Source organism: Streptomyces sp. NPDC020731, from assembly GCF_044334705.1.
GTDB lineage: Bacteria > Actinomycetota > Actinomycetes > Streptomycetales > Streptomycetaceae > Streptomyces.
Map to the genome: position 1 here is coordinate 212,805 of NZ_JBIRTN010000013.1, position 26,268 is coordinate 239,072.

Sequence of the window (26,268 nt, forward strand, 5' to 3'; positions counted from 1 at the left end):
CTCCGCAGGCTACCGCTACCGTCCCCGGAGACGTCGTACGAGGATGCTGGCGTCCCCACGGCTCTCCAGGTCGGCGAGGACCACGGCGACCGCCTCACGGACGATCCGGCCGCGGTCCACCGCCAGCCCGTGTTCGCCGCGCAGCACCAGACGCGCGTGTTCGAGGTCCATCAGCTCCTCGGCGGACACATACACGGTGATCTTCTCGTCGTGCCGCTCCCGGCCGCTGGGCCGCCGCGACGCCGCTCGTCCCCGCTTGCGCTGGGCCGCATCGTCCTGGGCCGCCTGGCGCCGCCCGGCGCCCGCCGCGTCGCGGCTGCGGGACTCCCCGGCCTCGGCCGGCTCCGCGTCCGCCGCGGCATGCTCCGCGCCCCCGCCGTCGCCACCCTGCGCGGGCACCGACTGCGGCGCGTCCTCCCCGGCGGCCGCCGCCGCGTCGCCCTCCCCCGCGGGTGCGGGGACACGGGCGTCGCCATTGGCCTGGCGCCTGGGGGTCGACGCCTGGAGCGCCGTCCCCCCTGTCGTACGGAAGAGTTCGTCGGCCCCCGGCAGACTCACTCGGCGTGACACCGGGCGAGCACCTCCCTGGCGAGCTGGCGATAGGCGGCGGCACCGACGGAGTTGGACGCGTACGTGGTGATCGGCTCACCGGCGACCGTGGTCTCCGGGAAGCGGACCGTGCGCCCGATGACCGTGTGGTAGACGTGGTCGTCGAACGCCTCGACCACGCGCGCGAGCACCTCGCGGCTGTGGACCGTGCGCGAGTCGTACATCGTGGCGAGGATCCCGTCGAGCTCCAGGTCGGGGTTGAGCCGCTCCTGGACCTTCTCGATGGTCTCGGTCAGCAGCGCCACACCGCGCAGCGCGAAGAACTCGCACTCCAGCGGCACGATCACCTTGTGCGCGGCGGTCAGCGCGTTGACCGTGAGCAGGCCGAGCGAGGGCTGGCAGTCGATCACGATGTAGTCGTAGTCGTCCATCAGCGGCTTCAGCGCCCGCTGCAGCGTCGACTCGCGCGCGACCTCGCTCACCAGCTGCACCTCGGCCGCCGACAGGTCGATGTTGCTGGGCAGCAGGTCCATGTTGGGGACCGCGGTCTTCAGCAGCACCTCGTCGGCCGCCATGCCCCGCTCCATGAGCAGGTTGTAGACGGTGAGGTCGAGTTCCATCGGGTTGACGCCGAGACCGACCGACAGCGCGCCCTGCGGGTCGAAGTCGACGAGCAGCACCCGGCGTCCGTACTCCGCGAGCGCGGCACCCAGGTTGATGGTCGACGTGGTCTTGCCGACGCCGCCCTTCTGGTTGCACATCGCGATGATCTTCGCGGGACCGTGGTCGGTCAGCGGACCCGGGATCGGGAAGTACGGCAGCGGGCGCCCGGTCGGACCGACGCGCTCACGGCGCTGGCGCGCCGCGTCGGGCGCGAGCGTGGCCGCGTACTCGGGATCGGGCTCGTACTCGGCGTCGGGGTCGTAGAAGTGCCCCTCGGGCAGTTCGTCGTAGTCGGCGAAATGGTTGTGGGGCGCGCCACTTCCGTCGCCGGCCATGGCGTTCACGTGATGGCCATCCATGCTCTGGGCTGCTGGTTGAGTCACCACCGAAGTCCGGTGACTCCGGTGGGCTGCGAAGGTGCGCACAGCTACGGAGCCGACAGCAGCGAATCCCGCGGGCTCCTGGTCCGGCGCAGACATTCCTGGGTGACCACCCCCGGGAGTAAATGTCGACTCATTCACAAGTCGTCTTACCTCCTTGGCGACCAGGAAACTTCTAGACAGGTCAGCGTGGCACCATGCCGACGACTGGCGACTCTATGGCGTGTCGACCGTCCGCAGCAACACAATCTGCCGGACCCGGCCCGATGTGTCGGCAATGAAACATCCCTCTGTCAAGGGCGTACGGCCGTCTCACGGCAGGTTTCACGGGTGTGCGAATCGGTAGAAGGGTTACGTTCGAGACGAGTTGTCCCGGAATCAGGAAGTGACCATACACACATCAGGCCGGACCTTGTGGGACAAGGTCCGGCCTGACACATGACGTTGACGACGCATGTTGACGTATCGCCTTTGACGGTCGGCGACTTGGTCGACTTACCGTCCCGGCGGCTCAGCCGAGCAGCGAGGCGAGCTCCACGTGCTCCAGACCGTGTGCCTCGGCGACCTCCTTGTAAACCACCTTGCCGTCATGCGTGTTGAGCCCCTTGGCGAGCGCGGGGTCGCGGCGCAGCGCCTCCACCCAGCCACGGTCGGCGAGTTCGACGATGTAGGGCAGCGTGGCGTTGGTGAGCGCGTAGGTGGAGGTGTTGGGCACCGCGCCGGGCATGTTGGCGACGCAGTAGAACACCGACTCGTGGACCTTGAAGGTCGGCTCGGCGTGCGTGGTCGGGTGGGAGTCCTCGAAGCAGCCGCCCTGGTCGATCGCGATGTCGACAAGAACACTTCCTGCCTTCATCCGCGAGACCAGCTCGTTGGTGACCAGCTTCGGGGCCTTGGCGCCGGGGATGAGGACCGCGCCGATCACGAGGTCGGCCTCCAGGCAGGCCTTCTCCAGCTCGAAGGCGTTGGAGACGACGGTCTGGATCTTCGTGCCGAAGATCTTGTCCGCCTCGCGGAGCTTGTTGATGTCCTTGTCGAGCAGGGTCACGTGGAAGCCCATGCCGATGGCGATCTGCGCGGCGTTCCAGCCGGAGACGCCACCGCCGATGACGACGGCCCTGCCGGCCAGCACGCCGGGGACACCGCCGGGCAGCACACCGCGGCCGCCGTTGGCGCGCATCAGGTGATAGGCGCCGACCTGCGGGGCCAGCCGGCCCGCGACCTCGGACATCGGGGCGAGCAGCGGCAGCGCGCGACCGGGCAGCTCGACGGTCTCGTAGGCGATCGCGGTGGCACCGGACTCCAGGAGGGCGTCCGTGCACTCCTTGGACGCGGCCAGGTGCAGGTAGGTGAAGAGGGTCTGGTCCTTGCGCAGGCGGTGGTACTCCTCCGCGACGGGCTCCTTGACCTTCAGCAGCAGGTCGGCGGCGGCCCAGACCTCGTCGGCGGTGTCCAGGATCCGCCCGCCGGCGGCGATGTACTCGCCGTCCGGGATCGAGGAGCCGACGCCGGCGCCGCGCTCGATGACGACCTGGTGGCCGTGGCGCACCAGCTCGTGCACGCCGGCGGGGGTGATGGCCACCCGGAACTCGTTGTTCTTGACTTCGCGGGGGATGCCGACCTTCACGTCGATCACGGTCCTTGGCTCAGAGGGTATGGGGGTATCACTGCACATACCCGGGCACGTATGGGCACACCGGGAGAGACCGCAGGAGATGGTGCGGCAGAGCCAGTTTAATGAAGGTGTTCCCGCTGTCTAGCCTTTCATTGCTTCAATCTTCAGCGGACGGGCTACGGATTTCGTAGGCGTTAGCCCCGTGTTCCGGCTCGGAGTCCTCATCCAGGGCCTCCTCTGCCAGCATGCGCTCGGCCGTGCCCCGGTGCAGCGCGGCCGACGCGGGGTCGCCGAGGCGCTCGAAGGAGTCGGCGAGCCGCAGGTGCAGCGCGGCCTGCAGGCGGGTGTCCTCGGCCCGGCACGCCCATTCCACGGCCTCCCGGCAGGTGCGCAGCGACTCGTCGAGCCGGCCCGCGTACTCCTGCACCCGGGCCAGTTCGCTCAGCGCCCGCGCCTGTGCGGCCACGTCCCCGTTCTTGCGGTGTCCGGCGACGGCCGCGCGCCAGTCGCGCAGTGCCTCGCCGTAGCGACCGGCGTAGGTGTGGGCGGCGCCGATACGGCCGTAGAGCCGGGCCGCGTCCTCGCGCTCGCCGCGGGCCAGCCGCTCGGTCAGGGCGCGGCCGAACCAGTCGGCGGCCCGGTCGTAGTCCCCGAGTTCCAGATGGGCGCCGCCCACGGATTCCATCGCGCGGCCGGTCGCGTACGGGTCGTTCGCCTCGCGTCCGGCGTCCAGCGCGGCCCGGTAGCGCCCCAGGGCGTCGGTGGTGCGGCCGGTGCGGGCGTCGAGGTCGCCGAGGTTCAGCAGGGCCGCCGCCCGCTCCCGGGGCAGGTCACGGCGCTCGGCGACATCGAGGACCAGGCCGTGGATGTCGTACAGGTCGCTCGCGGCGGCCCGGGTGCCGAAGTGCGCCACCATGGCCCGCACCAGCTGGGACATCAGGCGCCGGGCAAGGGTGTCCAGCTCCCCGTCGGCGACCGCGAGCCGCGCGGAGGCCAGCAGGGCGGGCCGGCGCACGCGCAGCCAGTCGGCGGCGGCCCGCGGGCCGGAGAAGCGCAGGGAGCGCGGCATGCCGAGGAGCTTCTCGCGTGCCCGGGGGCTGTCGGTCTCGGTGATGGCCCTGCACGACTGGAGCAGCCGTACCGTCCGCTCCAGCATCCGGGCGCGGGCCAGCTGCAGCTCGGCGGGCCGCTCATGGTGCTCGGCGAGGGCGCTCAGCAGGGGCTGCAGACAGCAGGGCACCTCGTACTGCGGCAGCGACGAGCCCACCGTGTGCAGCAGCCCGTGGGCGACGAAGTCGTCCAGGGTGGCGTGGGCGGACTCCACCGAGCAGCCGACGAGGGCGGCGGCGGTGTGCGGGTCGATCAGACCGGCCGGGGCGAGGCTGAGCAGCCGCAGTGTGCGGGCGGCGGACGCGGGCAGCGAGGCGTGCACGAGCCTCAGGAGGCGGCTGACGACGGCGTCCTGGCCGGGGTCCGCGTGCAGTTGCCTGGCGAGGTCGGCGACGGCGGCCTTGGGCCGGGCGGCGAGCCAGCCCCCGGCCAGCACCAGGGCGGCCGGCTGGCCCTGGCACTGCTCGGCGAGCCGTTCGGCGGCCCGGGGGTCGACGGTGACGCGCACCGATCCGGTGAACCGGGACAGCACCTCCACCGCGGACTTGGTGTCGAGGCCGCCGAGGGTGCAGGGGCGGACGTCCGCGATGCCGGTCAGCGGTCCCGAGGAGACGGTGACGGCCAGGCAGTCCGGGTTGTCCGGCAGCAGCGCGTCGACCTGCCCGGCGTCGGCCGCGTCGTCCAGCAGGAGCAGCACCCGGCGGTCGGCCAGCGCGGTGCGCAGCGCCTCGCTGAGCTCGTCCTCGGTGGCCCCGGCCGGGGCGGACGCCTCCAGCGCGTCGAGCAGCTCCCGCGCGGCGCGCTCGACGGGCACGCGCGTGCCGTCGGGTTCGCTCAGCCGGGCGCGCAGCACGCCGTCGGGGTAGCGGTCGGCGACCTGGCGGACGAGTTCCCCGGCGAGGGCGGTCCGGCCGGAGCCGGGCCGGCCGGCGATGAGCAGGACGCGCGCGCGGGGCGCCTTGCGGCCGGAGAGGGTGTCCAGTCCCGCGCGCTCGATGTCGGCGCGCAACTCCTTCAGCTCCCTCGTACGGCCCAGGAATCGACCCTCGTCGACGGCGTCCCGAAGGAGCCGCACACCGTCTGGGTCCACCGCCTGATCCGTCACGGGCCTCACTCCCGTCCCACCGCACGCGCGAGCCCGCCGGGACTCCGGACCGGGCGTTTTCCAGAGCCTAGTTCACGCTCTGCGACGTTCCCGGTGGAGCGCGGCGGGCACATCCCCCGATCGGATCAGCCGATGGTCATATCACCGTGTGCGCGGGGCGGGATCAGGCCTCGAACGGACGCGCCGGCCACGGCGCCTGAGCCGGACGCAACGCGTCCAGACCGTCGCCGGCCCGCGCGGCGACCAGCGAGAGGACGCCCACCACCAGGCAGTTGTTGTGCAGCTCGCCGGCCAGCGCGCCACGCACCAGCTCCTCGGCCGGGACGCGAGCCAGCTCCATGTCGGCCTCCTCGTCCTCGACCTCGAAGCGGTCGCCCTCGGCCTCGGAGAGCCCCCGGGCCAGGAAGATCCGTACGGCCTCGTCGCAGCCGCCGGGCGTGGTGTAGACGTCGGTCAGCACCCGCCAGTCCTCCGCCTTGACGTGCGCCTCCTCGTACAGCTCACGCTGGGCGGCGTGCAGCGGGTTCTCGCCGGGGACGTCGAGCAGTCCGGCCGGGATCTCCCACAGCTTGTGGCGCACGGGGTGCCGGTACTGGCGCAGCACCAGGACCCGGTCGGCGTCATCGAGGGCGAGGACGGCCACGGACCCGGGGTGGACCTGGTAGTCGCGGTGGACCACGGTTCCGTCGGGCATGACCACGTCGTCGGTACGCACGGAGGTCTTGTTGCCCACGAACGGGGTCCCGGTCCCGCGGATCTCCCACTCTTCCGGGGTGTCCTTGATCGTCATGGCTGTCCTTCCCGACGTACGGCGGTCGTGCGCGTGCCGTGCGTGAACATGTGCGAAAAAGTGGCCGGGGCGCGCACCTTTGAAGGTTCGCGCCCCGGCAACCGTACAACCGGGTGTGTTACTTCGAGATCTTCCGCTCGACCGAGGCCTTCACCAGGCCCGCGAAGAGCGGGTGCGGACGGGTCGGGCGCGAGCGCAGCTCCGGGTGCGCCTGGGTCGCGACCAGGTACGGGTGGACCTCGCGCGGGTACTCGACGTACTCGACGAGCTTGCCGTCCGGGGAGGTGCCGGAGAACACGATGCCGGCCTTCTTCTCCAGCTCCGCGCGGTAGGCGTTGTTCACCTCGTAGCGGTGCCGGTGGCGCTCCTCGACGTACTCCTTGCCGTCGTACACCTCGCGCACGATCGAGCCCTCGGCCAGCTTGGCCGGGTACATGCCGAGCCGCATGGTGCCGCCCATGTCACCCTCGCCGGCGACGATGTCGAGCTGCTCGGCCATGGTGGAGATGACCGGGTGGGAGGTGGCCGGGTCGAACTCGGTGGAGTTGGCGTCGGAGATGTCCGCGAGGCTGCGCGCGGCCTCGATCACGATGCACTGCAGACCGAGGCAGAGGCCCAGCAGCGGGATCCGGTTCTCGCGGGCGTACTTGATCGCGCCGACCTTGCCGAGCACACCGCGGTCGCCGAAGCCGCCCGGGATGCAGATGCCGTCGACGTCACCGAGCTGCGCCTGGGCGTCCGCCGGGGTCTTGCAGTCGTCCGAGGTGACCCACTTGATCTTCACCCGGGCCTTGTTGGCGAAGCCGCCGGCGCGCAGCGCCTCGGTGACCGAGAGATAGGCGTCGGGCAGGTCGATGTACTTGCCGACCAGGGCGAGGGTGATCTCGTGGTCGGGGTTGTGGACGCGGTCGAGCAGGTCGTCCCAGGTCGTCCAGTCCACGTCCCGGAACGGCAGGTCCAGCTTGCGCACGACATAGGCGTCCAGGCCCTCGCCGTGCACGGTCTTCGGGATGTCGTAGATCGAGCGGGCGTCGGGGCAGGCGACCACGGCGGCCTCGTCGACGTCGCACATCAGCGAGATCTTCCGCTTGATCGCCGTCGGTACCTCGCGGTCGCAGCGCAGCACGATCGCGTCCGGCTGGATACCGATGTTGCGCAGCGCCGCAACCGAGTGCTGGGTCGGCTTCGTCTTCAGCTCACCCGAGGGGCCGATGTACGGCAGGAGCGAGATATGCACCACGAACACGTTGTCGCGGCCGACCTCGTGCCGGACCTGGCGGACGGTCTCCAGGAACGGCAGCGACTCGATGTCGCCGACCGTGCCGCCGACCTCCGTGATCACCACGTCGACCTCGTCGGTCGCCATGCGGCGGATGCGGTGCTTGATCTCGTTGGTGATGTGCGGGATGACCTGCACGGTGTCGCCCAGGTACTCGCCGCGCCGCTCCTTGGCGATCACCGTCGAGTACACCTGACCGGTGGTGACGTTGGCGGAACCGTCCAGGTCGCGGTCGAGGAAGCGCTCGTAGTGGCCGATGTCCAGGTCGGTCTCGGCGCCGTCGTTGGTGACGAACACCTCACCGTGCTGGAAGGGGTTCATCGTCCCCGGGTCGACGTTGAGGTACGGGTCGAGCTTCTGCATCACGACGCGCAGGCCCCGGGCCTTCAGCAGCATACCGAGGCTGGAGGCGGTCAGACCCTTGCCGAGGGAGGAGGCGACACCCCCGGTGACGAAGATGTGCTTGGTCGTCGACGCTGTGCTGTTTCGGAAAGCAGCGGGCTGCATGGCCAAGAGGGGGCTCCCGTGGTCGCGGTCTGTGGGTGCGGTTCCGGGGTTTCTCGCCCACCGGTCCACGGGCTACCAGCGTATCAGCGCCGCGCGGTACCGGCTCACGGCCACGCTCCGCGCACGCGCCGACACAGGATATGCACCGCACACCGGACCCTCACCCCTTGGTCACTCGTTCGGCGGAGCCGGGTTGTCCGGAGCGGCACACAGATCATCTACGTGCGTCGTATCCTGCTCGGACACTCGCTGCCGAGCCCGGCCGGCCGAACGGCACCACCCCCGCCCGTGACTTCCGGAACAACGTGAGCTCGTCAGTTCGTTGAGCAGAGATTGGCGCTTTGCATTCACGGCTGAGCGACTGCTTTGCTTCACAGCTCAACGACGCATTTCAAAACCCCTTGACCGCACTAGCGACAACCCCCTTGAGGGGTGACGTGGCCGTTCGACTGGAGTTGCACGTGGCCGGGCGCATCGAAGATTACGCACTCATCGGAGACATGCAGACCGCCGCGCTGGTCTGCCGGGACGGCACGGTGGACTGGCTGTGCCTGCCCCGTTTCGACTCCCATGCCATCTTCGCCGGCCTGCTGGGCACCGAGGAGCACGGCTTCTGGCGGCTGGGTCCCGCGCACGCCGACGACGCCGAGCCGCCCACGGCGACCCGGCGCGGCTACCGCGGCGACTCACTGATCCTGGAGTCGGAGTGGGACACCCCGCGCGGCACGGTCCGGGTGACGGACTTCATGCCCCCGCGCGACGGCGCCCCGCAGCTGATCCGGATCGTGGAGGGCGTCTCCGGCCGGGTGCCCATGCGTTCCGCGCTGCGGATGCGGTTCTCCTACGGCAGGATCGTCCCGTGGGTGCACCGGCACGAGGGGCGCACGGTCGCCGTCGCGGGCCCGGACTCCGTGTGGTTCGACACCTCCGTGCAGACCTACGGCGAGTCGCTGACCACGTACTCGGACTTCACCGTCGCGCCGGGCGAGCGGATCGCGTTCACCATCTCGTGGGAGCCCTCGCACAAGCAGCCGCCGCCGCTGCCGGAGCCGGAGCAGTCGCTGGAGGCGACCGAGGAGTTCTGGCGCGAGTGGGTGGAGCACTGTACGTACCACGGCCCCTACCGCGAGGCCGTGATCCGCTCCCTGATCACGCTCAAGGCGCTGACGTACGCCCCGACCGGCGGCATCGTGGCCGCGCCCACCACCTCCCTGCCGGAGGACATCAGCGGCGTCCGCAACTGGGACTACCGCTACACCTGGCTGCGGGACGCGGCGATCACCCTGTCCTCGCTGCTGCGCACCGGCTACCGCGAGGAGGCCCGCGCCTGGCGCGAGTGGCTGCTCCGCGCGGTGGCGGGCGACCCGGAGAACCTGCAGATCATGTACGGCATCGCCGGTGAGCGCGAGCTCGGCGAGGCGGAGCTGGACTGGCTGCCCGGTTACGAGAACTCCGCCCCGGTCCGGGTGGGCAACGGCGCGGCGCACCAGCTCCAGCTGGACGTGTACGGCGAGGTCACCGAGGCCCTGCACCTGGCCCACATGACCGGCCTGGCCCGCAACGACTACGCCTCACTGCTCCAGCTGAAGCTGATCCGCTACCTGGAGAAGCACTGGCAGGAGCCGGACGAGGGCATCTGGGAGGTGCGCGGCCCGCGCCGCCACTTCGTGCACTCCAAGGTGATGGCCTGGGTCGCGGTCGACCGCACCATCAAGCTGATCGAGTCCGGCGACGCCGACGGCCCGCTGGAGGAGTGGAAGCAGCTGCGCGACGACATCCACCGGAACGTGTGCGAGAAGGGCTACGACAAGGAGCGCAACACCTTCACGCAGTCCTACGGCTCCAAGGAGCTGGACGCCTCCCTGCTGCTGATCCCGCAGGTGGGTTTCCTGCCGCCGGACGACAAGCGCGTGATCGGCACCGTCGAGGCGATCCAGCGCGAGCTGTCCACGTCCGACGGCTTCATCCTGCGCTACCCGACGGAAGGCAAGGACGAAGGCGTCGACGGCCTGCCGGGCGACGAGGGCGCGTTCCTCGCCTGCTCGTTCTGGATGGCGGACGACCTGGCGATGATCGGCCGGGTGGACGAGGCGCGGAAGCTCTTCGAGAAGCTGCTCTCCCTGCGCAACGACCTCGGCCTGCTGGCGGAGGAGTGGGACCCGCGCCTGCAGCGCCAGGTCGGCAACTTCCCGCAGGCCTTCAGCCACGTCCCCCTCATCGACACCGCCCTGCGGCTGACGGCCTCGGGGGCGTACGGGGGCTGAGGTCCGCGCGTCCCGGGCCCACCCGCCGCCTCCCGCTCGCCGGTGCGGCCGGCCCGGCGGGCGTCGGCGTCCGCTAGCCCGGTGCGAGCGCCGTCAGGGTGCGTTCGCCACCGGGGTCGCCCGCCGTGGCCGGGACCAGGGCGATCTCGTCCAGTCCTGCCGCCGCGTAGGCGTCCATGCGGGCCCTTACCGTGTCGGGGGCGCCGATCAGGCCGACCGTGGCCGCGGCCTCGACCGGCAGGGCCCGTAGCAGCGTGTCGGCGTCGGCCCCCGTACGGGCCAGGTCGACCGCCTTGCCGAAGCCCGCCGCCGTGAACATCTCGCGGTAGCCGGGCACGGTGAGGTAGCCGACGACGCTGCGCAGGATCTGGGTGAGCGAGGCGGGACCGGGGTCGACGGCGGCGGGCACCCAGGCGGCCAGTCTCGGCGGGGTGCGGCCGGCCCGCTCGGCCGCGTCGAGCAGCTTGGCGCGCAGGACGCGGACCTGTTCCGGGGAGACGACGTCGAGGAGCATCCGGTCGGCGTGCGCGGCGGCCGTGCCGATCGCCCGGTCACCGAACGCGGCCACCGTGAGCGGACCGCCGGGCGGCCGCTGCCGGCGCCGGAATCCGCTGCCGGGCACGACCGGCTCGCCGGGCTCCCCGTGCAACAGCACCCGCAGGGCGGCGGCCGTCTCCTCCAGCACGGCGGCGGGACGGACCCGGGGCCGGCCGTGCACGCCCTCGACGACCCGCTTGCTGGACGTGCCCAGCGCCACGCCCACCGGGCGTCCGGTGACCGCGGCCGTCGAGGCGGCGCCCCGGGCGAGGCTGTGGGGGTCGCGCACCGACACCGCCACCGGACCGGCGGTCAGGGCCACCTTGCCGGTGGCCCGGCCGACCGCCGTGGCCAGCACGAACGCGTCCCAGGTCGGCCCCTCACCGAGCCACACCTCGCCGTATCCGAGCCGGTCGGCGGCCGTTGCGACCCGCAACGGTTCGTCGACGGGGCTGTCGTCCTCACGTGCTGCGGCGACCACGCTGATGTCCATGGCCGCGCCCCTACCCGTCCGCCACCGCGCCAACCCCGGCCCCGCGGATGTACCACCGACATCCGCGCAGGTAGCGTCCCCGTATGGACAGCGGATACGACACCCGGGGCGCCGGGACCACCGTGCGGCGGGCGCTGGAGCTGCCCGGACTGCGCAGTGGGCTGCCGGAGGTCGTGGCGGGCGCCGACCGGCTGGAGCGCACGGTGCGCTGGGTGCACGCGGGCGAGGTGCCCAACATCGCCTCGCTGCTCAAGGGCGGCGAGCTGCTGCTGACCACCGGGTACGGACTCGGCACCCGCCCGGCCGACCAGCGGGCGTTCGTGCGCACGCTGGCCGAGCGGGGCATCGCGGCCCTCGTCGTCGAGCTGGGCCCGCGCTTCGCCCGGCTGCCCGCCGCCCTCGTCGACTCGGCCCGTACGGCAGGGCTGCCGCTGGTCCAGCTGCACCGCGAGGTGCCGTTCGTGGCGGTCACCGAGGAGATCCACACCGAGATCGTCAACGGACACTACGCGCTGCTGCAGCGCGCGGAGGAGGTGCACCGCCGGTGCACCGAGGCGCTGCTGGGCGGCGGCGGGGTCCCCCGGGTGCTGGAAATCCTCGCCGGGTTCACCGGCAACCCGGTGTTCCTGGAGACGACCGACGGCCGGCTGCTGTACGCGGCCGGTGAGGGACCCGAGGGCGCGGACCCGCTCCAGGTGTGGGAGGGGCTGCGCGACCGGCACCAGGACGACCCGCCGGCCGGTTCGGCGCTCGTGGACGTGCCCGGCGGCGGCCCCGGCAGCGGTGGCGTGCGGGCGCGTCTGGTGCTGCTTCCGGTGCGCAGCGCGCCGGAGCCGGTGCACCGTACGGCGGCCGAGCGGGCGGCGGGGCTGCTCGCCGTGGTGCTGATGCAGGCGCGTCAGGAGGAGGAGCTGGCGGCGCGGGGACGCGGGGACTTCCTCACCGACCTCGCCGAGGGCCGTATCGACGCGGCGGACGCGCCCGCGCAGGCGCGCGTGCTGGGGTTCAAGCCGGGTTCCGGCCGGCTGCTGCCGGTGGTGATGCGGCTCGGCGACGCGCTGTCCCCGCAGGGCGGCGACTGGGCGGTGCTGGCCCGCGCGGTGGGTGAGGAACTGGCCTCGCTCGGGGTGCCCGTCCTGCTGGGGGTGCGGCCGGTGGAGGGGCGGGTGCCGCTGCTGCTGGGACTGCGCGTGGCGGCCGAACGGCCGGCGGTCGCGGACCGGGTGGCGGCGGCGCTGCGGGCGGGCGTGGAACGTGCGGGGATGCTGCGGCCCGGGGGCCGGCCGCCCGTCGTGGTGGTCGGGCCGGCCGGGGACTGGGCGGCGGCGTCCACGGGTCTGCGGCACGCGGCGAAGACGGCCACGGCGGCGCAGGGGCTGCCGGACCGCCCCTGGTACGACGCCCGCCGGCTGGACATCGACCTGCTGCTGTGGCGGCTGCGCGACCACCCGGACCTGGCGGACTTCGTGGACCGGGCGATCGGTCCGGTGCTGGACCACGACCGCCGTTCCAAGCCGCCTCTGCTGCCCACCCTGGAAACCTATCTGGCGCACGCCGGCCGCAAGGCGGAGACGGCCCGCGAACTCCATCTGAACCGGCAGACGCTCTACAACAGGCTGGCCCGCATCGGTGAGTTGCTGGCCACCGACCTCGACGACCCGCACACGGTCCTGGCACTGGGCCTGGCCCTGCGCGCCCGACGGCACGTGTCCTGACCGCGACGACCGGTGTCAGATCAGGGGCCGGGGCCGGGTCAGCTCGTCGTACACGCTGAGCACTTGGGCGACCGTCTCGTCCTCGGTCGGCCAGGTGGCCGCCTGCCGTACTCCGCGCTCCTTGAGCAGCTCCCGGCGCTCGGGATCGTCCAGCAGCCGTACGACGGCTTCGGCGAACGCCCGCGCGTTGCCGTACGGGACGAGTTCGGCGGCGTCGCCGACGAGTTCGGGGATGCCGCCGACGTCGGTCGCGACGAGCGGCACCCGCGCCTGGAGGGCCTCCTGGGCGAGCGGGGAACGCGCCTCCCACCGGCTCGGCAGCAGCGCGACATCGGCGGCGGCCAGCAGATCGGTGATGTCGTCGCGCCGGCCGATGAGCCGGACCGGCAGCTCCTCGTCCTCGATCCTGCGCTGGAGTTCGCCGCGCAGCGGCCCTTCCCCGGCAAGCACCACCAGCGGGACGGGGTCCAGGCGCCGCCACGCGTGCGTGGCGTCCAGCAGGACGTCGTAGCCCCGGTGCCGTTCGAGGGAGCCGACGGCGACGAGCAGCGGGCGGCCGACGGCGCCGAGTTCGGCCCGGATCTTGGGTCGCAGCCGGTCGGGGTCGTCCGGCACCGGTGGGGTGCGGGGTCCGGGGAGGGACACGGCGGCCAGCCGGGCATCCCGCGCGCCCGTGCGGCGCGCCCGGTCGACGAGGGCGGAGGTGGTCCCGAGCACCACGGTGGCCGCCTTGACGACCCGCCGCTCCAGCACGCGCAGGAAGTGGGCGCGCGGCCCGTCGGCGTGCGCCCGGTCGTGCCAGGTGACGACGAGCGGGGTGTGCCGTCCGCTCAAAGCCAGCACGGTGCGGAAGGAGGCGTGCAGCCCGTGCGCGTGGACCAGGTCGGCACCCGTGCAGGCGGCCCGCAACGCGGCCACCGACCCCGGGTCGCTGCTGCGCGGCACGTGCACGTGGCCGGCGCCGACGCCGGTGAAGTCATAGGTGTGATCCGCCTCGACGGGGGCGCACACCGTGACCCGCACGCCCCTCGCGACGAGCCCCGCGGCCAGCGAGCGCACATGGGCGCTGCTGGCGGCGTTGCCACCGCCCAGCACCTGCACGGTGCGCAGCGGTGAGTGGCTGCTCACGGGGATCACGTGGCCGGGCTCCTGGTTCGGTTCGTGCGGTCCCGAAGAACGTACAGAAGGATCGGACGGATTCCTCGCCGTACTCCGTCAAGGATGCCAGGCCGTACGGCTGTTCCGACAACGCCGATGTCCCGAGCACGAGCCGCCCAGGACGGCATGTCACCCACACGAGTGACGGAACCTCTCCCTCCGCCGACTACGCGTCCGCCCGTGCCGTCGCCAGCAGCTCCTCCGCGTGGGCGCGGGCCGTTTCGGAGTCCTCCTGGCCGGCGAGCATGCGGGAGAGCTCCCGGATGCGGTCCTCACCTTCGAGCACCTTCACGCCGGAGCGGGTGACGGAGCCGTCGTCGGTCTTCTCCACCAGCAGTTGCCGGTCGGCGAACGCGGCCACCTGGGGCAGGTGCGTGACGACCACGACCTGTGCCGTCTTCGCCAGCTTCGCGAGCCGCCGGCCGATCTCGACCGCGGCCTTGCCGCCGACACCGGCGTCGACCTCGTCGAAGAGGTACGTCGGCACGGGGTCCGTGCCCGCGAACACCACCTCCACGGCCAGCATCACGCGCGACAGCTCACCGCCCGAGGCGCCCTTGGCGATGGGCCGGGGCGGCGCCCCGGGGTGCGGGGCGAGCAGCAGCTCCACCTCGTCCACGCCCGACGGCCCGTAGGCCACCGTGCGCCCGTCCACCTCGACGCCCTCCGGGTCCTCGGTCTGCCGGATGTCGAAGGACACGCGCGCGTGCGGCATGGCCAGCGAGGCCAGCTCGGCGGTGACCGCCGACGCGAACCGCTCCGCCGCCTCCGTCCGCGCGTCCGTCAGCTCCTGCGCCAGGACGCCCAGTTCCGCGCGGAGCGCGTCACGCTCGGCGGTGAGCTCCCCGATCCGCTCGTCGTCGCCGTCCAGTTCCGTCAGCCGCGCGGCACCCTGCTCGGCCCACTCCAGCACCGCCGCGATGTCCTCGCCGTACTTCCGGGTCAGTCCGGTGAGCGCGGCCCGCCGCTCCTCCACCGCCGCCAGCCGCAGCGGATCGGCGTCCAGGTCGTCGGCGTACCCCGCCAGCTCCCCGGCCACGTCGCGCAGCAGGATGCCGACCTCCCCGATCCGGTCGGAGAGCGCGGCCAGCGCCGGATCGTGCGCCCGTACGGCCTCCAGGGCCCGCTGCGCGCCCACGACGAGCGTTCCGGCGTCCACGCCCTCGGGGTCCTCCGGATTGCCCGCGAGCGCGGCGTGCGCGACCGCCGCGGCGGACGCCAGCGCCTCGGCGTGCCCGAGCCGCTCGGCCTCCTCCGCCAGCTCCACGTCCTCGCCCGCGCGGGGCTCCACGGCGGCGATCTCCTCGAGCCCGAAGCGCAGCATGTCGGCCTCCTGGGCCCGCTCACGCGCACGCGTGGTGATCTGTTCCAGCTCCGTGGCCACGGCCCGCAGCCGCTTGTACGCCTCGCCGTACTTGCCGAGCGGCACGGCGACCGCGTACCCGGCGTACCGGTCCAGCGCCTGCCGCTGCCGGGACAGCTTCAGCAGCCCCTGCTGGTCGGTCTGCCCGTGCACGGCCACCAGGTCGTCGGCGAGCTCGGCGAGCAGCCCCACGGGCACGCTCCGCCCGCCCAGGTGCGCCCGTGACCGCCCCTCGGCGGAAACGGTCCGGCTGACCAGCAGCGTCCCGTCGTCGAGCTCGGCACCGGCCTCCTCGGCACGTACGACGGCCGCGGATCCCTCGGGCACGGCGATCCGTCCCTCGACCACCGCGTTCCGCGCGCCGATCCGCACCAGAGCCGCATCCGCCCGTCCACCCAGCAGCAGGCCCAGGCTGGTGACCACCATGGTCTTGCCCGCACCCGTCTCACCGGTGACGGCGGTGAAGCCGGGCGACAACTCGACAACAGCGTCGTCGATGACCCCGAGCGACCGTATCCGCATCTCCTCCAACACGAACTAGACCTTACGAGGTCCGAGCCGAAGAGTGCGACCGGCCCGCCCTTGTCACCCACGGGAGTGGACCTCCCTGAGGGGCGCGGGGCCCCGCCGATGTGCGGCTCCGCCGCGTGGGCGCGGGCAACCACAGACCACCCGCACCCGCCGACGCTGCGAAACCGTCCCACCGGGACGGCTAATGCGGCGCACCGCGCCACCCGGACACGGGCAACGCGAATTTCGCGACCAGCCGGTCGGTGAACGAGGCGTGGTGCAAACGGGCCAACCGCACCGGCACGGCTCCGCGCCGCACCTCCACCCGCGCCCCGGCCGGCAACTCCACCGTCCGCCGCCCGTCACACCACAACACCCCCGGAGGGACATGCGGCAGTATTTCCACCGCCAGCACCGAGTCCGGCGAGGTCACCAGCGGCTTGGCGAACAGCGCGTGCGCCGAGATCGGCACCATCAGCAGCGCCTCGACCTCCGGCCACACCACGGGCCCGCCCGCGGAGAACGCGTACGCCGTCGAACCCGTCGGCGTGGCGCACACGATCCCGTCGCAGCCGAACCCGGTGACCGGCCGCCCGTCGATCTCCAGGACGACCTCCAGCATCCGCTCGGCGGACACCTTCTGCACGGCCGCCTCATTCAGCGCCCAGTCCGTGTGCACGATGTCGCCGTTGCGGTGCACGACGACGTCGACGGTCATCCGCTCCTCGACCTCGTACGCCCTGCTCACCACCCGGTCGACGACCTTGTCCAGGTCGTCCCGCTCGGCCTCGGCGAGGAATCCGACCCGTCCGAGGTTGACGCCCAGCATGGGCACCCCGGAGGCGCGGGCGAACTCAGCGCCGCGCAGCAGCGTGCCGTCACCGCCCAGCACGATCAGCAGCTCACAGTCGTCCAGGCACTGCGGGGTGGCCTCCTTGACGGTCTCCACGTCGTCCGGGAGCGGCAGGTCGCGGGCCTCGTCCTCCAGGACCCGCACCCCGAGACCGGAGCGCAGCAGCCCCTTGACCACGAGTTCGGCGCTGCGGATGGCCGCGGGCCGCCCGGTGTGGGCCAGCAGGAAAACAGTACGAGCTCGGTTCTGTGTCAACGCGGCCCCTCCGCCACAGCACGGTCAACATCGGCCGGGTCCAGTTCCGGAGCCCCGGCCCGCAGCCACAGAAAGTATTCGACATTCCCGGAGGGTCCGGGCAGCGGACTCGCCGTCACGCCCTTCGCTCCGAGCCCCAGCTCCCAGGCCCTGGCGGCCACCCCGCGCACGGCCTCGGCGCGCAGTTGCGGGCTGCGGACGACTCCGCCGCTGCCCAGCCGCTCCTTGCCCACCTCGAACTGCGGTTTCACCATCATCACCAGGTCGGCGTCCGGCTTCACGCACCGCTTCAGGGCGGGCAGCACCAGCCCGAGCGGGATGAAGGACAGATCCCCCACGACAAGATCCACAGGCTCTCCATCAATGACCTCGAGCGTCAACTCCCGTACGTTCGTACGGTCCTTGACGGTGACGCGTTCATCGTTGCGGAGAGCCCAGGCGAGTTGTCCGTATCCGACGTCCACGGCGACCACGTGCGCGGCGCCCGCCCGCAGCAGGACGTCGGTGAAGCCACCGGTGGAGGCGCCGGCGTCGAGCGCCCGCCGCCCCTCGACGGCCAGCCCCTGCGGCACGAAGGCGTCCAGGGCGCCGGCCAGCTTGTGGCCGCCGCGCGAGACGTAGTCCGGGTCTCCCGCGTCCTCGACGACGACGATCGCGGCGGCGGTCTCCACCTGCGTGGCGGGCTTGGCCGCGACCGTCTTGCCGACGCTGACCCGCCCGGCGGCGATCAGCTGGCTGGCGTGCTCACGCGAGCGCGCGAGCTTACGGCGGACCAGCTCCGCGTCGAGACGGCGGCGTGCGACTCCTGCCACGTTCGGTTCAGCTCCTGTGTCCGTGTACCGGGTTGGACCGGTGGCCCGAAGGGCCTCGTTGAGGGGTGGTGGTCGGGTGACGGTCGGGACCCTGAGGTCCCGGGCGGGCGTCGAGCGCGGTGAGCGCGTCGCGCAGCCCCCGGTGTACATCCTCGTACACCTCGACGTGGCCGTCCGTGGCGAGGTGGTCGGCGTCGGCCAGCCGCTCCACGTGGGCGTCGACCTCGGGATGCCCGGTGGGGGTGCGCGGCACGTCCAGGGGTTCGGGGGCGGCGGGGTCGTCGTCGGGCGGCGGCTGCACGGTTCCCGGCTCCGCGTCCGCGACCCCCGGCACTGCGTCGTTCATGCCCCGACGCTACCGCGAACGGCTGCGGTACCGTCGTCCGCGATGGCCACGATCGAGGAGTGCCGTGTCGCACTCGACAAGCTTTCGGACAGCATGCGGGGCGCCGAGGGGGAGGTCCGTGCGGCCACGGCGATGGACCGCTCGGTCAGCTGTCACATCACCGACCTGGACGTGACCTTCGCCGGCCGGCTCACCGGCGGCCGGATCGAGGTGCGCGACACGTTTCCCGGCCCGCCGCGCGAGAGGGCGCAGATACGGCTCGCGATGACGGGCGACGACCTGGTGGCCCTGGTCGACGGCGAACTGCACTTCGCCAGGGCCTGGGGTTCGGGCCGGGTGCGCCTGGAGGCGGGCCTGCGGGACCTGTTCCGCCTCAGGAAGCTTTTGTAGCGCCCACCTTCTCGGCCGCGCCCCTCGCCCGCGCCTTGCGGACCGCCGGCACCACCAGCGGGGTGCCCGTCTCGGGATCGTCGATGACCTGGCAGCGCAGTCCGAAGACCTCCTCGACCAGCCCGGCGGTGACGATGTCCTTCGGGGCGCCCCGGGCGATGACCTTTCCCTCGCGCAGGGCGATGAGGTGGGTGGCGTACCGGGCCGCGTGGTTGAGGTCGTGCAGCACGGCGACGAGGGTGCGTCCCTGCTCCTCGTGCAGGTCCGCGCACAGGTCGAGCACGTCGATCTGGTGCTGGATGTCGAGGAAGGTGGTCGGCTCGTCGAGAAGCAGCAGCGGGGTCTGCTGGGCCAGCGCCATGGCGATCCACACGCGCTGCCGCTGACCGCCGGAGAGCTCGTCGACGTAACGTTCCGCCAGCTCGGCGATGCCGGTGCGGGCCATCGACTCCTGGACGACGCGCTCGTCCTCGGCGGACCACTGGCGCAGCAGGCCCTGGTGCGGGTAGCGGCCGCGGCCCACCAGGTCGCCGACGGTGATGCCGTCGGGCGCGATGGAGGACTGGGGCAGCAGGCCGAGGGTGCGGGCGACCTTCTTGGCCGGCATCGACTGGATGACCTGCCCGTCGAGCAGGACGCGCCCCTCGCTCGGCTTGAGCATCCGCGACAGCGCCCGCAGCAGCGTCGACTTGCCGCACGCGTTGGGGCCGACGATCACGGTGAAGGAGTTGTCCGGTATCTCCACCGACAGCTGTTCGGCGATGACCCGCTGGTCGTAGGCCAGGGTGACGTTCTCGGCGGACAGTCGGTTCATGGTGCTCCTTCGGTGGTTCGGCCGCTGCCGGCGGTGCTGCCGGCGCTCATATCCGGCCTGCCTTGCGCTCGGTGACCAGCAGCCACAGCAGATAGACGCCGCCGAGTACGCCGGTGACCACGCCCACGGGCAGCTGCTCGGCGCCGAACGCCCGCTGCGACACCCAGTCGGCGGTGACCAGGAGGGCGGCGCCCATGCACAGCGACGCGGCCAGGTTGGGGCCCGGCGAACGGGTCAGCCGCCGGGCGAGCTGGGGCGCGGTGAGCGCGACGAAGCCGACCGGTCCGGCGGCGGCGGTCGCGGACGCGGTGAGCAGGACGGCCGACAGCATCAGCAGCAGCCGTACGCGCTCCACGCGCACGCCGAGGGCGTACGACACGTCGTCGCCCATCTCCATCATCCGCAGGCCGCGGGAGTTGGCCAGAACCAGCGGTACGAGGACGGCGCACAGGGCGAGCAGCGGCCAGACCTGGTCCCAGTCCCGGCCGTCGAGGGACCCGGTCATCCACACGACCGCGCGGGTCGCGTCGACGATGTCGGACTTGGTGAGCAGATAGCCGTTGACCGCCGTGACGATCGCCGAGACACCGATGCCGACCAGGACCAGACGGTATCCGTGCACGCCCCGCTTCCAGGCGAGCGCGTAGATGGCGAACCCGGTCACCAGTCCGCCGGCGAGCGCGCCGAGGGCGACCTGGTTGGCGCTCCCGGAGAACAGCACGATCATCGTGAGGGCGCCGGCCGTCGCCCCCTGTCCGAGGCCGAGCACGTCCGGGCTGCCCAGCGGGTTGCGGGAGATGGACTGGAACAGGGCGCCGCCGAGCCCGAGGGAGGCGCCGACGAGCAGCCCGACCAGGACCCGGGGCAGCCTCAGCTCGGTGACGATGAACTCCTGGCCGGGGTCGCCCTCGCCGACGAGGGTCCGCAGGACGTCGCCGGCGGGGATCGGGAAGTCGCCGGTGCCGATCAGCACCACGCTCGCGGTGAGCGCCGCGAGCAGCAGCAGGACGACGACGGTGAGGGCGCGCGCGTCCAGCCGGACCGAGAGGCCACCGGGACTCCGCACCGCGCGGTTGGTCTTCACAGCTGGGCCGTCCTCCGCCGTCGTACGAGAAAGATGAAGACCGGGCCGCCGAGGATCGCGGTGACGATACCGACCTGGAGTTCGGCGGGCCGGGCCACGATCCGGCCGATCACATCGGCTCCGAGCAGCAGCACGGGTGACAGGATCGCGGCGTACGGCAGGATCCAGCGCAGGTCGGGTCCGGTGAAGGAGCGCACGATGTGCGGCACCATCAGGCCGACGAAGACGATCGGCCCGCAGGCGGCGGTCGCGGCCCCGCACAGCACGGTCGCGGCGAGCATGGACAGCGCGCGGGTGCGGTTGAGGTTGGCGCCGAGCGCCTTGGCGGTGTCGTCGCCCATGGCCACGGCGTTGAGCGGCCGGGCGAGCGCCAGCGCCAGCAGGGAGCCGGCGAGCAGGAACGGCAGCACCTGGGTGACGGTCGAGTCGGTCCCCGAGGCCAGCGAACCCACCGTCCAGAAACGCATCCTGCCGAGCGCCGCGTCGTCGAGGATCATGATGGCCTGGAGATAGCCGTACAGCGCCGCGCTGATGGCCGTACCGGCGAGCACCAGCCGCACCGGCGTCGCGCCCCGGCTGCCGCCGAGGAACCACACCAGCGCGCCGACGGCCGCCGCACCGAAGAAGGCGAACCACACGTATCCGGACAGTGAGGTGACGCCGAAGAAGGTGATGGCGGTGACGACGGCGGCGGACGCGCCCGCGTTGATGCCGAGCAGCCCGGGATCGGCCAGCGGGTTGCGGGTGAGCGCCTGCAGGACCGATCCCGCCAGGCCGAGCGCGGCTCCTGCGAGCACTCCGAGGACGGTTCGTGACAGCCTGTCGGCCACCACGACGTCGCCGTAGGTGCCCGAGTCCTCGAACAGGCCGTGCCAGACCTGCTCCAAGGACAGCTCCTTCGCCCCGATCGCGATGCTCACCAGCGCGACGAGCACCAGGATCACGACGGAGACGAGCAGCCCGAGGACGCGTATCGCCCGGCGGTTCGGGGGCGCGGGGGCGGTCTCCGCGCGCTGTTCGGGGGGACTTTCGACCAACACGCAGTTAGGTTAGCCTACCCTCCCAATCGATCGCGATTCCCAGGTCCGGCTGTCCGGGCGGCACGGAAGGTCCGGGAAGCCGGGGGTCCGGGAAGCCGGGGGTCCGGGAAGCCGGGGGTCCGGGAAGCCGGGGGTCCGGGAAGCCGGGGGGGGTCCTCACAGTCCCAGCCGTGCCAGCGCCTTCCCGCCGTCCAGCTCGCCCACATCGTCCCCGGCCGCCGTCCACGCCGCCGCGCACAGCGCACGCAGCCCGTCCAGCGCGCCACCGTCACCCTCCAGTTCCAGTTCTCCGGCCCCGGCCGTCGCCGTCCAGCCACCGCACCGGAACCCTTCGCCCGCCCCGACGACCTCCGGCTGCCCGGTGAGCATCCCGCGCAGATCGGCGTCGACATACGTCGGCCGGTGCTGCGGCGGCGCGGCGAGCAGCCGCGCGCCGTCCGTCACACCGGTCAGCACCAGCAGCGAGTCGACCCCGCCGTTGAACGCGCCCTCGATGTCCGTGTCCAGCCGGTCCCCCACCACCAACGGTCGCTCGGCACCCGTCCGCAGGATCGTCTCCCGGTGCATCGGCGGCAACGGCTTGCCCGCGACCTGCGGCTCGGCGCCCGTGGCGATCCGTACGACCTCCACCGCCGCGCCGTTGCCCGGGGCGATGCCCCGGCCACTGGGGATCGTCAGGTCGGTGTTGGACGCGAACCACGGCAGCCCGCGCGCCACGGCGTACGACGCCTCCGCGAACCTCCCCCACGGCAGCTCGGGTCCGCCGTACCCCTGGACGACCGCCACCGGGTCGTCGTCCGCCGACTCCACCGGCACGAGCCCGCGCTCACGCAACGCCACCCGCAGCCCCTCACCGCCGATCACCAGCACCCGGGCGCCCTGCGGCACCTGCTCACCGACCAGTCGCGCGACCGCCTGCGCGGAGGTGATGACGTCGCCGGCCTCCGCCGGTATCCCCAGCTCGGTCAGATGAGCGGCCACGACGTCCGGGGTGCGCAGGGCGTTGTTGGTCACGTAGGCGAGACGCATACCGCCCTCGCGGGCCGTGGCCAGCGACTCGACCGCGTGGACGATCGCGCTCCCGCCCGCGTACACCACGCCGTCGAGGTCGAGCAGCGCCGTGTCGTACGCCTCGCTCAGGGCCTGCCCACTGCCCTCGGGCCTCGTCCTGACGCTCCGGCTCATTCCGCATCGCTCCTCGTTCGACGGCTTTCCCCCGATCATCCCCCATGCCACCGACAGCCGTACGATGCCGGGATGAACACTGCAGGTCACTCGACGGCAAAGGCGCCCCGAGGCCTGGAACTCACCCCGTTCCGAGGCCTTCGTTACGACCCCGACCGGGTCGGCAGCCTGGCCGCCGTGACATCCCCGCCGTACGACGTCGTCGTCCGCCCCGACGGCCTGCACCATCTCCAGTCCGCCGACCCGTACAACATCGTCCGGCTGATCCTGCCCGAGGCCGGCACGCCCGAGGCGCGCAACGCCCAGGCCGCCGACACGCTGCGCCGCTGGCGCGCGGAGGGGGTCCTGACCGCCGACCCGGTGCCCTGCCTGTACATCTACGAGCAGCGCGACGACGAGGGCATGGTGCAGCGCGGCATCATCGGCGCGCTGCGCGTCTCCGACCCCGAGGAGCGGCTGGTCCTGCCGCACGAGGACGTCATGCCGCACATCGTCGCCGACCGCGCGGACCTGATGCGGGCCACCTCCGCCAACCTCGAACCGCTGCTGCTCACCTACCGGGGCGACGTGGGCGACGGCTCGGCGACCACCACGGCCGGTCTGATCGAACGCACGGCCGGACAGTCGCCCCTGCTGGCGACAACCACGGAGGACGGTTTCCACCACCGTCTGTGGTCCGTCACGGACCCCTCCGACCTGGCCGCGATCCAGCGGGAACTCGCCGTCCATCAGGCCCTCATCGCCGACGGCCACCACCGCTGGGCGACCTACCGGCGCCTCCGCGCGGAGCACCCCTCCCCCGGCCCCTGGGACCACGGCCTGGTCCTCCTCGTCGACACGGCCCGCTACCCCCTGCGCGTCCGCGCCATCCACCGCCTGCTGCACGGTCTGCCGGTCGCGGACGCCGTGGCCGCGCTCGACGGCCGGTTCCGCGTGCGCCGCCTGGACGCACCGCTCGCCGAGGCGATGAACGCCCTCGCCGAGGCCGCCTCGGCGGGCAACGCCTTCCTTCTCGCCGGCGACGGCGCCTTCCATCTCGTCGACCGCCCGGACCCGGAGCTGCCGGCCCGCACGATCCCGGTGGACCGCCCGGTGGCCTGGCGCACCCTCGACGCGACGGTCCTGCACGCCACGCTCCTGGACCACGTCTGGCGCGTCCCCGACTCCCCCGCCCACATCGCGTACATCCACGACACGGCGGCCACGGTCGAGAAGGCGGAACGTGACGGCGGAACAGCCGTGCTGATGCACCCGGTGCACGAGGACGTCGTCCGCGACCTGGCCCGCCAGGGCGTCACGATGCCGCGCAAGTCGACGTCGTTCGGCCCGAAACCGGCGTCGGGCCTGGTCCTGCGCGCGCTCGATCTCTGACGAAGGGGCGGGCCTCCGCAGAGACCCGCCCCTTCATGTCCGTTCCGCGTCCCGGACGTCAGTCCTTGTCGTCCTCGTTCGCGGTGTCGTCGACCTCGTCCTCGTCCTCGTCGAGGGCGTCCATGAACTCCACGCCGTCCATCTCGGCCAGTCGGTCGGAGGCATCCGTGCTGCCGTCCCGGTCGGCCTCCAGGGCCTTGGCGAACCACTCCCGTGCCTCGCCGCTCCGGCCGGCGGCGTGCAGCGCGTCGGCGTAGGCGTAGCGCAGTCGCGCGGTCCACGGCTGGACCGAGTTGGACGCCAGCTCGGAACTCTGCAGCGTCACGATCGCCGCGTCCAGCTGGCCCATGTCACGCCGGGCGCCGGCCGCGACGAGCCGCATCTCCACCTGCCCGGCCTTGTCCAGCTTCTGCACCTCGGCCGCCCCGGCCATGTCCAGTGCCTTCTCCGGACGGCCGAGCCCACGCTCGCAGTCGGCCATGAGCGGCCACAGCTCCACGGTCCCGGTCATCCGCCGCGCGGCCCGGAACTCGGCGAGCGCCTCGGCGTACTTCTGGTTCGCGTACGCGGCGAACCCGGCGGCCTCCCGTACGGCGGCGACACGCGACGCCAGCCGCAGGGCCACCCTGGAGTAGCCGTACGCGCCTTCGGGGTCCTCGTCGATCAGCCGGGCGACCATCACCAGGTTCTTGGCGACGTCCTCCGCGAGCGTCTTGGGCAGGCTCTGCAGTTCCTGCCGTACGTCCTTGTCGATCTCCTCGCCGGTGACATCCTCGGGGATCGGCAGCCGCTTGATCGGCTCCCGGTCGCGGTCGCGGTCCCGGTCCTCACGGAACCGCCCGCCACCCTGCCGGTCGTCCCGCCCACGGAACCCACCAGTCCGTCCACCACGGTCGTCACGGCCATGGAATCCGCCCCGGTCACCGCCACGGCTGTCGTCCCGACGGAAACCACCTCGCTCGCCACCACGGCTGTCGGTGCGCTCACCACCACGGTCATCGCGTCCGCGGTAACCGCCCCGGTCACCGCCACGGCTGTCGTCCCGACGGAAACCACCTCGCTCGCCACCACGGCTGTCGGTGCGCTCACCACCACGGTCATCGCGCCCGCGGTAACCGCCCCGGTCACCGCCACGGCTGTCGTCACGTCGAAAACCGCCCCGGTCACCGCCGCGGCTGTCGGTGCGCTCACCACCACGACTGTCGTCCCGACGGAAACCGCCCCGGTCACCACTGCGCGTGTCCTCGCGCCGGAAGCCACCGCGCTCGCCACCACGGCTGTCGTCCCGACGGAAACCGCCACGCTCGCCACCACGACTGTCGTCCCGACGGTAACCGCCACGCTCGCCACCACGGCTGTCGTCCCGACGGAAACCGCCACGCTCGCCACCACGGCTGTCGGTGCGCTCACCACCACGGTCATCGCGTCCGCGGTAACCGCCACGCTCGCCACCACGGCTGTCGTCCCGACGGAAACCACCCCGCTCGCCACCACGGCTGTCGGTGCGCTCACCACCACGGTCATCGCGCCCGCGGTAACCGCCCCGCTCACCACCACGGCTGTCGTCCCGACGGAAACCACCCCGCTCACCGCGGTCGTCGCCTCGGTCATCGCGCCGACCGTAGCCCCGGTCATCGTCGCGACGGAAACCGGAGCGCTCACGATCACCGTCACGACGGTCATCCCGGCGTTCGTCCCGGCCGCGGTTGTCGTCCCGTCCGCGGAAGCCACCACGCTCCGGCCGGCCACTGGCGCGGTCGTCGCGCCGGAACCCGCGGTCGCGGTCATTGTCTCGACGCGGGCCACCACGCTGGCCACCACGGTCGGAACGGTCACCACTGTCCCGTCGCCGCTGGTCGCGCTCCGGTCGGTCGTCGGGAGAGTTGGTGGACATCGGTGACTCCTGTCTTCGGTACTGCAAGCATAAATAAAAAAGGACCCCTGGTCCCAGCTGAACGCTGGGACCAGGGGTCCTTCCAAAGATTGTTCGGCGGCGTCCTACTCTCCCACAGGGTCCCCCCTGCAGTACCATCGGCGCTGTAAGGCTTAGCTTCCGGGTTCGGAATGTAACCGGGCGTTT

General features: G+C 72.3%; 22 protein-coding genes and 1 rRNA gene. 4 read left to right on the top strand and 19 right to left on the bottom strand.

What is annotated here, in order from left to right:
• Positions 1-15: 15 nt before the first annotated feature.
• The 6 genes from ACH4VX_RS21690 to ACH4VX_RS21715 all read right to left on the bottom strand — a co-directional run bounded on the left by ACH4VX_RS21690 (position 16) and on the right by ACH4VX_RS21715 (position 7,998).
• Positions 16-570 (bottom strand): hypothetical protein, encoded by a 555-nt coding sequence (locus ACH4VX_RS21690; protein ID WP_398369222.1) that lies wholly within the window; start codon positions 568-570, stop codon positions 16-18.
• Complete coding sequence (locus ACH4VX_RS21695; RefSeq protein WP_030866948.1) at positions 555-1,556, bottom strand: ParA family protein; 1,002 nt, start codon at positions 1,554-1,556, stop codon at positions 555-557. The genes ACH4VX_RS21690 and ACH4VX_RS21695 overlap by 16 nt, the downstream gene beginning before the upstream one ends.
• Before the next feature lie 547 nt (positions 1,557-2,103).
• Complete coding sequence (gene ald, locus ACH4VX_RS21700; protein ID WP_398369224.1) at positions 2,104-3,228, bottom strand: alanine dehydrogenase; 1,125 nt, start codon at positions 3,226-3,228, stop codon at positions 2,104-2,106.
• Positions 3,229-3,364: 136 nt separating this feature from the next.
• Positions 3,365-5,422 carry a tetratricopeptide repeat protein gene (locus ACH4VX_RS21705; protein ID WP_398369225.1) on the bottom strand — a complete coding sequence of 686 codons (2,058 nt, stop codon included), beginning with the start codon at positions 5,420-5,422 and terminating at the stop codon, positions 3,365-3,367.
• 163 nt (positions 5,423-5,585) lie between these two features.
• Complete coding sequence (locus ACH4VX_RS21710; RefSeq protein WP_398369227.1) at positions 5,586-6,212, bottom strand: NUDIX domain-containing protein; 627 nt, start codon at positions 6,210-6,212, stop codon at positions 5,586-5,588.
• 118 nt (positions 6,213-6,330) lie between these two features.
• Positions 6,331-7,998: a CTP synthase gene (locus tag ACH4VX_RS21715; protein WP_398369229.1), complete on the bottom strand. Its 1,668-nt coding sequence runs from the start codon at positions 7,996-7,998 to the stop codon at positions 6,331-6,333.
• A gap of 461 nt (positions 7,999-8,459) precedes the next feature.
• Here ACH4VX_RS21715 and ACH4VX_RS21720 point away from each other — a divergent pair, with 461 nt between their 5' ends.
• Positions 8,460-10,262, top strand: coding sequence for a glycoside hydrolase family 15 protein (locus ACH4VX_RS21720; RefSeq protein ID WP_398369264.1), 1,803 nt, complete (start codon positions 8,460-8,462; stop codon positions 10,260-10,262).
• A 73-nt stretch (positions 10,263-10,335) separates the two neighbouring features.
• Here ACH4VX_RS21720 and ACH4VX_RS21725 read toward each other — a convergent pair whose 3' ends face one another.
• Positions 10,336-11,292 carry an LLM class F420-dependent oxidoreductase gene (locus ACH4VX_RS21725; protein ID WP_398369231.1) on the bottom strand — a complete coding sequence of 319 codons (957 nt, stop codon included), beginning with the start codon at positions 11,290-11,292 and terminating at the stop codon, positions 10,336-10,338.
• A gap of 83 nt (positions 11,293-11,375) precedes the next feature.
• Between ACH4VX_RS21725 and ACH4VX_RS21730 the strand changes: the two genes are divergently transcribed.
• Positions 11,376-13,007 carry a PucR family transcriptional regulator gene (locus ACH4VX_RS21730; RefSeq protein ID WP_398369232.1) on the top strand — a complete coding sequence of 544 codons (1,632 nt, stop codon included), beginning with the start codon at positions 11,376-11,378 and terminating at the stop codon, positions 13,005-13,007.
• A 15-nt stretch (positions 13,008-13,022) separates the two neighbouring features.
• Here the strand turns inward: ACH4VX_RS21730 and ACH4VX_RS21735 are convergent, their stop codons facing one another.
• From ACH4VX_RS21735 to ACH4VX_RS21755, 5 genes are all read right to left on the bottom strand, one after another.
• On the bottom strand, positions 13,023-14,144 hold the full coding sequence (locus tag ACH4VX_RS21735) for a glycosyltransferase family 4 protein (protein ID WP_398369234.1): 1,122 nt from the start codon (positions 14,142-14,144) through the stop codon (positions 13,023-13,025).
• A 187-nt stretch (positions 14,145-14,331) separates the two neighbouring features.
• Positions 14,332-16,050, bottom strand: a complete 1,719-nt coding sequence (gene recN, locus ACH4VX_RS21740; RefSeq protein ID WP_398369266.1) for a DNA repair protein RecN — start codon at positions 16,048-16,050, stop codon at positions 14,332-14,334.
• A 190-nt stretch (positions 16,051-16,240) separates the two neighbouring features.
• Positions 16,241-17,146 (bottom strand): NAD kinase, encoded by a 906-nt coding sequence (locus ACH4VX_RS21745; protein ID WP_398369236.1) that lies wholly within the window; start codon positions 17,144-17,146, stop codon positions 16,241-16,243.
• The gene (locus ACH4VX_RS21750; protein WP_398369237.1) at positions 17,143-17,958 is read right to left on the bottom strand and encodes a TlyA family RNA methyltransferase; all 816 of its coding nucleotides are present in this window, start codon (positions 17,956-17,958) and stop codon (positions 17,143-17,145) included. The genes ACH4VX_RS21745 and ACH4VX_RS21750 overlap by 4 nt, the downstream gene beginning before the upstream one ends.
• Before the next feature lie 7 nt (positions 17,959-17,965).
• Positions 17,966-18,304 carry a hypothetical protein gene (locus tag ACH4VX_RS21755; protein WP_398369239.1) on the bottom strand — a complete coding sequence of 113 codons (339 nt, stop codon included), beginning with the start codon at positions 18,302-18,304 and terminating at the stop codon, positions 17,966-17,968.
• A gap of 42 nt (positions 18,305-18,346) precedes the next feature.
• Here ACH4VX_RS21755 and ACH4VX_RS21760 point away from each other — a divergent pair, with 42 nt between their 5' ends.
• Positions 18,347-18,694 (top strand): sterol-binding protein, encoded by a 348-nt coding sequence (locus ACH4VX_RS21760; RefSeq protein ID WP_398369240.1) that lies wholly within the window; start codon positions 18,347-18,349, stop codon positions 18,692-18,694.
• Here the strand turns inward: ACH4VX_RS21760 and ACH4VX_RS21765 are convergent.
• From ACH4VX_RS21765 to ACH4VX_RS21780, 4 genes are all read right to left on the bottom strand, one after another.
• Complete coding sequence (locus ACH4VX_RS21765; protein ID WP_398369242.1) at positions 18,678-19,508, bottom strand: ABC transporter ATP-binding protein; 831 nt, start codon at positions 19,506-19,508, stop codon at positions 18,678-18,680. The two genes, ACH4VX_RS21760 and ACH4VX_RS21765, sit on opposite strands and share 17 nt — an antisense overlap.
• A gap of 46 nt (positions 19,509-19,554) precedes the next feature.
• Entirely contained in the window at positions 19,555-20,592 is a 1,038-nt protein-coding gene (locus ACH4VX_RS21770) for a FecCD family ABC transporter permease (protein ID WP_398369244.1), read from the bottom strand.
• Positions 20,589-21,632 (bottom strand): FecCD family ABC transporter permease, encoded by a 1,044-nt coding sequence (locus ACH4VX_RS21775; protein WP_398369246.1) that lies wholly within the window; start codon positions 21,630-21,632, stop codon positions 20,589-20,591. Before ACH4VX_RS21775 ends, ACH4VX_RS21770 begins: the two co-directional genes overlap by 4 nt.
• Positions 21,633-21,788: 156 nt before the next feature.
• Positions 21,789-22,817 carry an HAD hydrolase-like protein gene (locus ACH4VX_RS21780; RefSeq protein WP_398369248.1) on the bottom strand — a complete coding sequence of 343 codons (1,029 nt, stop codon included), beginning with the start codon at positions 22,815-22,817 and terminating at the stop codon, positions 21,789-21,791.
• Between the two features lie 72 nt (positions 22,818-22,889).
• Here ACH4VX_RS21780 and ACH4VX_RS21785 point away from each other — a divergent pair, with 72 nt between their 5' ends.
• Complete coding sequence (locus ACH4VX_RS21785) at positions 22,890-24,188, top strand: DUF1015 domain-containing protein (protein WP_398369250.1); 1,299 nt, start codon at positions 22,890-22,892, stop codon at positions 24,186-24,188.
• Positions 24,189-24,246: 58 nt separating this feature from the next.
• Here ACH4VX_RS21785 and ACH4VX_RS21790 read toward each other — a convergent pair whose 3' ends face one another.
• The 3 genes from ACH4VX_RS21790 to rrf form a co-directional block, all read right to left on the bottom strand.
• Positions 24,247-24,975, bottom strand: a complete 729-nt coding sequence (locus ACH4VX_RS21790; RefSeq protein ID WP_398369267.1) for a hypothetical protein — start codon at positions 24,973-24,975, stop codon at positions 24,247-24,249.
• Positions 24,867-26,009, bottom strand: a complete 1,143-nt coding sequence (locus ACH4VX_RS21795) for a hypothetical protein (protein WP_398369268.1) — start codon at positions 26,007-26,009, stop codon at positions 24,867-24,869. The genes ACH4VX_RS21790 and ACH4VX_RS21795 overlap by 109 nt, the downstream gene beginning before the upstream one ends.
• A 164-nt stretch (positions 26,010-26,173) precedes the next feature.
• Positions 26,174-26,268: ribosomal RNA gene (gene rrf, locus ACH4VX_RS21800) — 5S ribosomal RNA — on the bottom strand; the annotation flags it as partial.